Source organism: Pirellulales bacterium (assembly GCA_036490175.1).
Taxonomy (GTDB): Bacteria; Planctomycetota; Planctomycetia; order Pirellulales; family JACPPG01; genus JACPPG01.
Window position 1 is genome coordinate 17,495 of sequence record DASXEJ010000311.1, and the last position, 10,362, is coordinate 27,856.

Consider the following 10,362-nt stretch of genomic DNA (forward strand, 5'->3'; position numbering starts at 1 on the left):
CTGCGTACCCCATATTTACTTTTGAGGGTCATTCCGCGCAGCTCTGGTTGCACCTTGAACATGCTTTCTTTTCATGCGTCGTCCCCGGGGACGCTCCCTTTCGGCGTCCGTCGCCAGGCCGCCGTAGCCAATGTGCTGTTGCTGATCATAATCGGGCTTACTACGGCAACCGCATTTTGGATGCATGGCCGGCTCGCGCGCTGTATCGAACAGATTACCCTGGACACACGGCACGTTGCCGCCGCCACCGAGATCGCGACTGCGTCTTTGCACTACGCCACCCTCGCGCCAGAGGTCCCGGCGCAAAGCGATCCGCAGGCCGAGAATCCACACACCGACGCGCAAAGAGAAGTCGCCCGCACAGCACTCATCGCGGCCATCGACAAATATGCCGACCTTGATGCTTCCACTCGAGCCGAGGCGGCCCATTGGTATCGGCTCGCGGAAGAAGCTGCGGCAGCCGTGCCCCGCCATCTAGGAACGACGCAGGCACGGCACCCGGACACGGCCCGCGCCGACTTCAGCGACGACGGCGACGGTGATTCACCCTTGCCATACACGCGCGGCGAGGCGTTGTCGGCCTTGACCAGCGGCGCGCTCGCCGCGGCAAGTCACCAGATTACAGCCGCCGAGGCGAACAACCTCGCAGCGAATGAACAAAGTGATCGGAATATCTGGCTAATAAGCATTCGCGGCGTGGTGTCGTTCGCGCTCGCCGCGTTTGTCCTGATATCGTTCGCTTTCTATTTATTGCGCCGCATCAGCACGCTGACGGCCGCGGTCGAACAAGTCACGCTCGGCAACACGAATATTGCCCTGGCAGGGCCCTACTACGACGAGATCAGCGGCCTGGCCCAAAAGATCAACGAAATGGCGATCGCGCTGCAGAGCGCACGCGATCGCTTTGATCTTACCGTGCGCGGGTCGAGCGACGGAACATGGGAATGGAACGCGGAAACCGATCGCATCTATTTTTCTCCGCGTTTCAAACAACTGCTGGGGTACGAAGAGACGGAGACCGCGGCTTTCGAGAACTTTCTCGACATGATCCATCCCGACGATCGCGACAGCGTCTACAAGATGGTTTTTGACCATTTCGAGCATCACGTTCCCTTCGCCATCGACTTTCGCGTGCGGCACCGGAACGGTGATTACCAGTGGTTTCATGCCCGCGGTCAGGCCATGTGGGACCAGCTTGGCCAGGCCACGCGGATCGCCGGATCGGTCTCGAACGTCATGGAACGCTATCGCGCCGAGCAGCAATTGCGCGAAGCGAAAGAGACTGCCGAAGGCGCGAATCGCGCTAAAAGCGAGTTCTTGGCCAATATGAGCCATGAGATCCGCACGCCCATGACGGCGATCTTAGGTTTCGCAGACGTGATCTTCGAAAATGGGCTGACCTCGGACAACGCCGAGCCCTTGCAAATTATCAAGCGCAATGGCGAACACCTGCTGGAAATCATCAACGATATTCTCGATCTATCGAAGATCGAAGCTGGCAAGCTGCAATTAGAGGAAGTCGCCTGCTCGCCCAGCCAGATCGTCATCGACGTCGCCAGTTTGATGCGCGTCCGCGCCGACGCCAAAGCCTTGCCCCTGAGCGTTGAATTCCGCGGCCCCATGCCAGCCGCGATCCGCACCGACCCAATGCGTCTGCGACAGATCCTCATAAACCTGGTAGGTAACGCCATCAAGTTTACCGAAGTGGGTGAAATTCGGATCGTGGTCCAAGTAGACGCGACCGAGAAAAAACAGCCTCGGCTGCAAATCGAAGTGATCGACTCGGGCATCGGCATGCGCAGCGAGCAACTCGCCAAAATCTTCCAGCCGTTCGCCCAGGCCGATAGTTCTACGACGCGACGTTTCGGCGGGACCGGCTTGGGACTATCAATCAGCAAGCGGCTGGCGGATGTGCTCGGCGGCACGATCTCGGTCCGCAGCGATCCTGGCCACGGCAGCCGGTTCATCCTGACCGTGGCGACGGGACCGCTTGACAGTATCTCGCACATTGCCGATGTGCAGAATCCGCTGCCTGACGCAGTGGCGGCGTCCGAGCCGCGGGCTTTGCCTGCAAATCGACGTTGCAAGGTGCTCTTGGCCGAAGACGGTCCCGACAATCAGCGACTCATCGCTTATGTGGTACGGAAATATCGCGCCGATGTCACGATTGCCGACAATGGGCAAATGGCGGTCGATCTCGTGCTGGCAGCGGAAGATTCCGGCGATCCGTTTCATGTCGTTCTGATGGATATGCAAATGCCCGTCCTCGACGGCTACGGTGCCACGCAAAAACTGCGCGAAGCAGGTTTCGCCGGAACTATCGTGGCTCTTACAGCGCATGCCATGGGCGGCGACCGCGAGAAGTGTCTGGCCGCAGGCTGCAACGACTACTCGATGAAACCGATCGATCGTGCGAGCTTGTACAGAGTCATCGCACGCTGCGCCGTTCCCACCACTGCCCCCACGGACCCGGCCGAATCGCTGGCCAGCGCGTAGTAAGTGACTCTTGGTCACTCGTCATAAGCTACGGGCCGAAATACGGAGTCAGCAATCCTCGAGCAAGCAGCAAGCGGATGCTCGCAATGCTCGCCGTGCGACGGGCTTGTATCGAGCGACGTTTACTCCATGCACCGCGCAGGCCGCGCAACGCGTCCCATTTGGCACGCAGAATCAATCGTCCCCGCCCCCGCAGGGCGAACCATAGCACCGTGGCAAGATTCAATGCCAGGTGCTGGGGCAAATACAACCAAAACAATGGTCCCGGCATGTTCTTGACGTACGTCCAGACCAGGTTGCGATGTCCGTAGTAGACGCAAAAGTCACTCTGCCTCACGGTGCTGGCCGAGCCGACATGCCGCGCGATTGCCTCGGCAACATATAGCCCTCGGTGGCCGGTCAACTGCAAGCGAAAGCTCAAGTCGACATCTTCGTAGAAGCAAAAATAGTCCTCGTCGAAGCAATCGATGGCAATGAGCGCTTCACGTTTGTATAGCGCGGCGGCGGCGCAGGCGCCGAGCGTAGGAGTTGAACTGCTGCTGGCCGTCGCGGGCTGCCCCCAATCCCTTCGCCAGGCCCGACCACTGACGTGGTAGACGTCCCCCGTCCCGTCGAGCCGGGTGGGTTCGGTCGCCGAAAGCAATCGGCAGGAAAAGAAGTCGCAATCGGGCCGCCGCATCGCGGCATCGAGCAGCCGCTCGAGCCAGTCGGGCTCGACATACGCGTCGGCATTCACGAGCGCTACATAGCGGCAATTGTCGAGCGATCGGATCGCCAGGTTATTGCCCCCAGCGAAACCAAGATTCCGACCGGCGTGCAGAATCTCTACATTGGCGTAGCTGGCCGAAGCGCCGGTCAGCGAATCGTCCGTGCTGGCGTTGTCGACTACGATCACGCGGCGGGGCGATCGTGTCTGGCGGCCCAGTGCCTGCAGGCACATCCGCAAATGCGGTCCGGAGTTGTAATTGACGATAACCACGGCCACGTCGGCGGATGCCAAAGCGCCATGTCCCTGGCCGGATCGTGCGAGTGCCGGAGTTGCTGCGGCGGCTTTGATCATGGGCTCCGAGTCGCGATCCATCGCGGCACACTGCAGTCGTACACCATGACAAGCGGCTGGCGCGTTTAGCCTGCCTTACGCAAGGTCGGTCGCGCCAACTTGGCTGACTCCTCGGCAATGCGGCGTAGATAGTCGCCATAACTATTCTTCAAAGGCGCCGCCAAGGCGAGCAGCTGCTCGCTGGTGATGAAGTCCATGTGATGCGCCACCTCTTCCAAGCAGGCAATTTTCAAGCCTTGGCGCTGCTCGACGGTTTCGATGAAGTTCGCCGCCTGAATCAACGATTCGTGCGTCCCGGTATCGAGCCACGCAAACCCCCGGCCAAAGCATTCGACGTGCATCGATTTTTTCGCCAGATAAACCCGATTCACGTCCGTGATTTCCAATTCGCCGCGGGCTGAGGGGCGCAGGTTGGCGGCGATGTCGACGACTTGATTGTCGTAGAAGTAAAGGCCCGTCACGGCCAGGTTCGATCGCGGTTGGGCTGGCTTCTCTTCGAGCGCGATGGCGGTTCCGTTAGCATCCAAATCCACGACGCCATATCGCTCGGGGTCCTTGACCGGATAAGCGAAGACTGTGGCGCCATCGCGACGGCTGGCAGCGCGGGCGAGCATTGCCTGAAAGCCGTGTCCATAGAAGATGTTGTCTCCCAACACCAGCGCAACGTGATCGTTGCCAACAAACTCGCGTCCGATGATAAAGGCCTGGGCCAGCCCCTCGGGACGTGGTTGCACGGCGTACGAGATATCAATACCCAATCGGGCGCCGTCGCCCAACAGGCGCTCGAAGTTGCCAATGTCCTCAGGCGTCGAGATCACGAGGACGTCGCGGATGCCGGCCAGCATCAACGCCGACAGCGGGTAGTAAATCATCGGTTTGTCGTAAACCGGAAGCAGCTGCTTGCTGACGACCGTGGTGACCGGGTACAAGCGCGTTCCCGATCCGCCCGCCAGAATGATTCCCTTACGACAATATGTATTGTGCATTTCAGACACTCGCGGTGAGAGTTCCCAGACGCTCGCGGCGATACGAGCCGCTGGTAACGCGTTCGACCCAGCGACGATTCGCCAAATACCAATCCACTGTCAGCGCTAATCCCGTTTCAAAGTCTTGTAGCGGTCGCCATCCCAGATCGCGGTGGATCTTCGATGCGTCGATCGCGTAGCGACGATCATGCCCCGGCCGGTCTGTCACGTGCGTGATCAACGAGCGGCACGGCGCGTGCGCCAATTCCGGCAGCCGACTGTCGACCAACTCACTGATCGCGTTGACGATCGCCAGGTTGGCCCGTTCGCAATCGCCACCAATGTTGTAGGTCTCGCCGGGAGAGGCAGCGGCCAGGACGAGCCGAATCGCCCGGCAATGATCCTCGACGAACAGCCAATCGCGCACTTGTTGTCCATCGCCATAGACAGGCAGTGGCTTGCCCTCAATGGCGTTGAGGATCATCAAGGGAATCAATTTTTCCGGAAACTGATAGGGCCCGTAGTTGTTCGAGCAGTTGGTGATCAGCGTCGGCAAGCCGTAGGTGTGGTGATAGGCGCGAACAAAGTGATCGCACGAAGCCTTGCTGGCCGAGTACGGCGAGTTTGGTGCGTAGGGTGTTGTCTCGTGAAACTTTCCCGTCTTCCCCAGCGAGCCGTACACTTCGTCCGTTGATACTTGCAGAAAGCGAAAACGCGCCTGCTCGCGCTGGGGCAGATCATTCCAATAGGCACGTGCCGCCTCGAGCAATTGAAATGTGCCGACGACATTGGTCTGCACAAATTCAGCAGGACCGTCGATCGAGCGATCCACGTGCGACTCTGCTGCGAAATTCACGATCGCCCGCGGCTGATACTCGTCGAGCAATCGCGCCACCGTGGCCCGATCGCAGATGTCGCCTTGCACGAAGCGATGGCGCGGATGATCCTCTACTTGTTCCAGCGAATCGAGATTGCCGGCATACGTCAGCTTGTCGAGGTTGACGATGCAATCCGCTTCTTCGTGCAACCATTGCCGCACGAAGCAGCTGCCAATAAAACCTGCGCCACCTGTGACCAGCACGGTTGACATCGAAAGGAACTCCTGCCGGAGTGAACCGGCACGTATCTCTGGGGTCGATTTCGCGGCGACCAGTGTGTTTGAGGGACCACGGCGCGCCGACGAATTAAAGCGGGAAAGTTTTATAGCAGCCGACAATCGAAGCCGGCAAGACGAGTGTCGACCCGATAATCGTACCGCGCAATTCGACCGCCGAAAACTGCGCCACCGAAAACTGCTCTAGACTATGTCGGTCGGTTTTGGCAGAAATGTCCGCGCGAGCTACTTCGCATCTCTGCGCAAAATTTCTAGGCGCGGCGCCGACGGGCGCTGCTAGCACATCATGAAGATCACCGAGACCGACCTGCCCGGCGTCCGCATCATCGAACCGCGCGTCTTTCGCGATGAGCGGGGCTATTTTCTCGAGACTTGGAGCCAAGCGCGGTATCAGGAAGCCGGCCTGCCCGAGAACATGTTGCAGGACAACCTTTCGTGGTCGCGCCGCGGTGTGTTGCGAGGATTGCACTTTCAGCATCCGTCGAGCCAAGGCAAATTGGTGCAAGTGCTAGCAGGCCAGATCTTCGACGTCGTCGTGGACGTGCGGCTAGGCTCGCCGCATTTTGGACGTTGGATCGGTGTCGATCTATCGCTGGAAAACAACCGCCAACTGTATATTCCCGAGGGCTTCGCCCACGGCTTCTGTGTCGTCTCGGCCACGGCGCTGGTGACCTATAAGTGCAGCGAAGTCTATCGTCCTGATTGCGAGGTGGGCGTGGCCTGGAACGATCCACGGATTGGCGTTCGCTGGCCCATTGCCAGTCCCATTATCTCCCCCAAGGACGCGGCCCTGCACAACCTGCACGATCTGACGGCCGACTTGTTGCCACAGTACTCGCAATTCGCGGACCACGAGCCGGTTACTCGAAAGCGCGCGCACGCCGCTTGATGCGTGTGACCAATGACAAATGACGCGATTTAGCGGCGAGTTCGGATAGCACGTGCCGACGAATCGCGAAGTTGTCCGCAAGAGATTCAAAACTCGGAGCACCTAATTCGTGACGGCTTACGTGTCGGAGATTTGGCGGTTACGGCACTTTTGGTTGGCGCTGGTGCGCGTCGATCTGCGCCGCTGCTATCGCCATTCGATTCTCGGCCTGGGATGGTCGCTGTTGTTGCCGCTGTCGATGACCGTTGTCTTATGCACGGTCTTCGCCACCCTGTTCGACGTCGAGGTGCGTACTTTTGCGCCTTACCTGCTGGCAGGCTTGACCGTCTGGAACTTCGTCACCTCGGTCATGACGCAGGGGTGCCAGTCTTTCCTTCAGGGCGAGTCTTACATTCGCCAGCACCCTGCGCCGCTGGCGATCTATCCGTTACGCGCTACCCTGGGTGCTAGCATTCATCTGTTGGCGGGGCTGGCAGTGGTGTTGGGATTGGTGTGGTGCCTGAGCGGGTTTGCCAACGTTCCGGTGCTCATCAGTCTGCTGCCGACATTGCTGCTGCTGTTTTGCTTCGCCTGGTCGTTGGCCGTTTGTATGGGCGTGCTGAACGTGCTGTTTCAAGACATCCAGCACCTGATTCAAGTACTGCTGCAAGTGGTCTTCTACCTGACGCCGATCATGTACCCGGCCAAAGTGCTGCGCGATCGCGGCCTGACCTGGGTGGTAGCCTGGAACCCGCTGTCCGCTTTTTTGGAATTGGTTCGCGCACCCTTGGTCAATGCCGAACTTCCTTCGTTATCGGCCTATACGATTGCCACGGCCACCGTCCTGATAGCCGGTGCGGGGGCCTGCTTGCTGCTGGCCAGATTCGAACGTCGGATGATTTTCTACTTATAACCGGCTCGTTCCGCGACTCGTAATCGTAGGCCAGACGGCTGCCAGACGAAAAACTCGGATCGCTTAAGATATTTCGCATTCATCGAATCGCAGCTGTGCTGGCATGGGAGCCTGAATCTGCATGACGCTGATTTCGCTGGAAAAAGCCGGCCTCGAATTCACCGTCCGCAGGCACGGGCGAATCAGCCTGAAAGAATACTTGCTGACCGGCATGTTCCGACGCCGCAGCGAGAATCGGTTCATCGTGCGCGCGCTGAATAACATCAACCTATCGATCAACGAGGGAGAACGGGTCGGCATCATCGGACACAACGGCGCCGGCAAGAGTACGCTGCTCAAGCTCATGGCCGGCATCTACCCGCCGACCTCGGGCACGCGTTCCGTCAAAGGACACGTTAGTTCCTTGTTCGACATTGCCCTGGGGTTCGAGTTGGACGCGACCGGCTGGGAAAACATCCAATATCGCGGTTACTTGCTCGGCGAGACTCCCCGCTCGATCCGCGCCAAGATGCAGCCCATCGCCGAGTTCAGCGAGCTTGGCCGTTTTCTCGATATTCCGGTGCGTTACTATTCCGCGGGCATGCTGGTGCGGCTGGCATTTTCGATCTCCACGGCGATCGAACCCGACATCCTGATCGTCGACGAAGTGCTCAGTGCCGGAGATTTGGAGTTTCAGGCCAAGGCGCGGACGCGTATGCGGGCTTTGATCTCGAAGGCCCGGGCCGTCATCGTCGTTAGCCATGACATGCAGTCGCTCGCGCAGCTGTGCGATCGCGTATTGTGGCTCGATCACGGCACGATTCGCCTGGACGGTCCTACCGACGAAGTCATCGAAGCGTATACCGAGCAAGTTACGTCGGGTGCGTGTAGCCACGCGGCCTGAACCGGCGCAGGCCCCTTGCCCGAGAGTCCCTATGAATGCCCCTCATCATCTCGGGCTCGCCCTCGTTCGCTCGATATTCCGTAGGCCATCGAAGGTGTTTGCCACGGGAGCGATAGCGGCCCCATCCCGACGATGGCAGACTCCTGCCCCTTACACTATCGCAACGGCAACCGATCGGCCCGAGACGTTCACTGGCACCCCGCAGCTCGGCACGAGCGAGACGAATGCGCTGCCCGATGCCGAAGCCACGCGTGGCACGCGATCGCACGTCGACTTCCTGCGGGATATTCACGCGCTGCTTTCACCCAGGTTTTATCTGGAAATCGGCGTGCGCCACGGCGCCAGCTTGGCGCTCGCCACAGGACACGCGTTGGGCGTGGACCCAGCTCCCGAAATCAGCGTTCCGCTCTCGAACCAAGTCGAAGTCCTCGCGGCAACCAGTGACGATTTCTTCGCCGGCAGTGCCGACGAACTGCTTTCGAAACCGATCGATCTGGCATTCATCGATGGAATGCACTGGTTTGAATTCGCGCTGCGCGATTTCATCAATATCGAGCGACGCGCCCATGCCGCGACCGTGATCGTGTTTGATGATGTTTTTCCGGTCCATCGCTTGCAAGCCGAACGGAACCGGCAAACACGCGTCTGGACTGGCGACGTGTGGAAGATCATCACCTGCTTGCGGCGCGTCCGTCCGGACCTGTTGCTGATCCCGTTCGACACGTTTCCGACGGGAATGTTACTGGTGGCCGGCCTGAACCCCGACAGTCATCAACTTGCCGACCAATACGATGCGATCGTGCGCGAGCTTGTCGACAACGATAGCGGCGCCGTGCCCGACGATGTGCTAGAGCGTTCCGGCGCCTGGGCGGCGGATGACAGCCGGATCGCCAAGTTGCTTGGCACGCTCCGTCAGCACCGCGATGCGGACTCCCCAACGGCGGTATCCCTGGCGCTCGACGCGTGGCGAACAGAGCATAGTCGCTGACGCAGCCCGGAGTGTGTGTGCCTATGTCGCGGATTCGCCTATCGATCGTCGTTATCGCGTATAACATGGCGCGCGAGATCCCGCGCACGATCCGTTCGCTGTCTCCCCAAATGCAGCGAGAAATATCTGCTGACGACTACGAGATCATCATCGTCGACAATGGCTCGAAGGACGCGGTCGACGAACACGCCTGCTCGCAATGGGGTGGCAACCTGCGGTTCATCTGCGTGCAAAATCCGCAGGCTTCGCCCACGGTCGCCATTAACCGGGGGATTGCAGAGGCACGCGGCGACTTGGTTGGCGTGATGATCGATGGCGCACGCATGGCCTCGCCAGGCTTGCTCGCTAACGCCCTGCGGGCTGCCAAACTGTGCCCGCGGCCTGTGATCGCCTCGCTCGGCTTTCATCTCGGGACCGAGGTGCAGATGCAGAGCGTCCTAAAGGGTTACGACCAACAGGCCGAGGACAAACTGCTCGACAGCGTCGAGTGGTTTGCCGATGGATATAGGCTGTTCGACATCTCTGTTTTTGCCGGATCGTCGGCCCAGGGCTGCTTTCAGCCCATTTCGGAATCGAATGCGCTTTTTTTGCCCACCGGGTTATGGAAAGTGCTGGGCGGATTTGACGAACAGTTTGTCTCGCCCGGCGGCGGCCTGGTGAACCTGGACACTTATGTCCGCGCCTGCGAGTTGCCAGGCAGCCAATTGATCATACTCTTGGGCGAGGGAACCTTTCATCAAGTACACGGCGGCGTCGCCACCAACAACCGAGTTTTGCCGTGGCAAGAGTTTCACGCGGAATACGTGCGCCTGCGCGGCAAGGACTACGCGCCCCCTACCGCACGGCCGTGGCACTTTGGTCAAATCCAACGGCCCGCGATGAAGTCCATCGAGTTGTCGGCCCAGTTGGCTGGCAACCGCGTCTAAACCGGCCGATGTAATCACGCCCAGCGCACTGCGCTAGCGGCTGACATGCAGAACCTGCCGGGCCATGCGGTACATGGGCCGCACTCCGGGCACGCTCGCCAGCACCCTGACCGCCGCATTGCGCGATAGGGTCGCCTCGGCCCGTGCCA

The 10,362-nt window shown here is 59.8% G+C and carries 9 protein-coding genes; 6 read left to right on the forward strand and 3 right to left on the reverse strand.

Translation table 11 applies throughout. The features are described 5' to 3' along the window. Positions 1-60 precede the first annotated feature (60 nt). Positions 61-2,496 (forward strand): ATP-binding protein, encoded by a 2,436-nt coding sequence (locus VGG64_23990; GenBank protein ID HEY1602687.1) that lies wholly within the window; start codon positions 61-63, stop codon positions 2,494-2,496. Positions 2,497-2,524: 28 nt separating this feature from the next. Here the strand turns inward: VGG64_23990 and VGG64_23995 are convergent, their stop codons facing one another. From VGG64_23995 to rfbB, 3 genes are read right to left on the reverse strand one after another with little or no spacing between them, the layout of a single operon-like run. Continuing rightward, positions 2,525-3,577, reverse strand: coding sequence for a glycosyltransferase family 2 protein (locus VGG64_23995; GenBank protein ID HEY1602688.1), 1,053 nt, complete (start codon positions 3,575-3,577; stop codon positions 2,525-2,527). A 44-nt stretch (positions 3,578-3,621) separates the two neighbouring features. Continuing rightward, positions 3,622-4,542 carry a glucose-1-phosphate thymidylyltransferase RfbA gene (gene rfbA / locus VGG64_24000; protein HEY1602689.1) on the reverse strand — a complete coding sequence of 307 codons (921 nt, stop codon included), beginning with the start codon at positions 4,540-4,542 and terminating at the stop codon, positions 3,622-3,624. Between the two features lies 1 nt (position 4,543). Then, positions 4,544-5,611, reverse strand: coding sequence for a dTDP-glucose 4,6-dehydratase (gene rfbB, locus VGG64_24005; protein HEY1602690.1), 1,068 nt, complete (start codon positions 5,609-5,611; stop codon positions 4,544-4,546). 310 nt (positions 5,612-5,921) lie between these two features. Here rfbB and rfbC point away from each other — a divergent pair, with 310 nt between their 5' ends. From rfbC to VGG64_24030, 5 genes are all read left to right on the forward strand, one after another. Continuing rightward, positions 5,922-6,524, forward strand: coding sequence for a dTDP-4-dehydrorhamnose 3,5-epimerase (gene rfbC, locus VGG64_24010; protein ID HEY1602691.1), 603 nt, complete (start codon positions 5,922-5,924; stop codon positions 6,522-6,524). Between the two features lie 109 nt (positions 6,525-6,633). Then, complete coding sequence (locus tag VGG64_24015; GenBank protein HEY1602692.1) at positions 6,634-7,416, forward strand: ABC transporter permease; 783 nt, start codon at positions 6,634-6,636, stop codon at positions 7,414-7,416. A gap of 121 nt (positions 7,417-7,537) precedes the next feature. Further along, complete coding sequence (locus VGG64_24020; GenBank protein HEY1602693.1) at positions 7,538-8,299, forward strand: ABC transporter ATP-binding protein; 762 nt, start codon at positions 7,538-7,540, stop codon at positions 8,297-8,299. 31 nt (positions 8,300-8,330) lie between these two features. Beyond that, entirely contained in the window at positions 8,331-9,287 is a 957-nt protein-coding gene (locus VGG64_24025) for a class I SAM-dependent methyltransferase (protein ID HEY1602694.1), read from the forward strand. A gap of 23 nt (positions 9,288-9,310) precedes the next feature. Next, positions 9,311-10,213 (forward strand): glycosyltransferase family A protein, encoded by a 903-nt coding sequence (locus tag VGG64_24030; protein ID HEY1602695.1) that lies wholly within the window; start codon positions 9,311-9,313, stop codon positions 10,211-10,213. Positions 10,214-10,362: the final 149 nt, after the last annotated feature.

What these genes read in the sequence shown, in the direction of transcription:
- VGG64_24025 (HEY1602694.1), top strand. Translation starts at nt 8,331, where the DNA reads ATGAATGCCCCTCATCATCTCGGGCTCGCCCTCGTTCGCTCGATATTC.
- VGG64_24020 (HEY1602693.1), top strand. Translation starts at nt 7,538, where the DNA reads ATGACGCTGATTTCGCTGGAAAAAGCCGGCCTCGAATTCACCGTCCGC.
- VGG64_24030 (HEY1602695.1), top strand. Translation starts at nt 9,311, where the DNA reads ATGTCGCGGATTCGCCTATCGATCGTCGTTATCGCGTATAACATGGCG.
- rfbA (HEY1602689.1), bottom strand. Translation starts at nt 4,542, where the DNA reads ATGCACAATACATATTGTCGTAAGGGAATCATTCTGGCGGGCGGATCG.
- VGG64_23995 (HEY1602688.1), bottom strand. Translation starts at nt 3,577, where the DNA reads ATGGATCGCGACTCGGAGCCCATGATCAAAGCCGCCGCAGCAACTCCG.
- rfbC (HEY1602691.1), top strand. Translation starts at nt 5,922, where the DNA reads ATGAAGATCACCGAGACCGACCTGCCCGGCGTCCGCATCATCGAACCG.
- rfbB (HEY1602690.1), bottom strand. Translation starts at nt 5,611, where the DNA reads ATGTCAACCGTGCTGGTCACAGGTGGCGCAGGTTTTATTGGCAGCTGC.
- VGG64_23990 (HEY1602687.1), top strand. Translation starts at nt 61, where the DNA reads ATGCTTTCTTTTCATGCGTCGTCCCCGGGGACGCTCCCTTTCGGCGTC.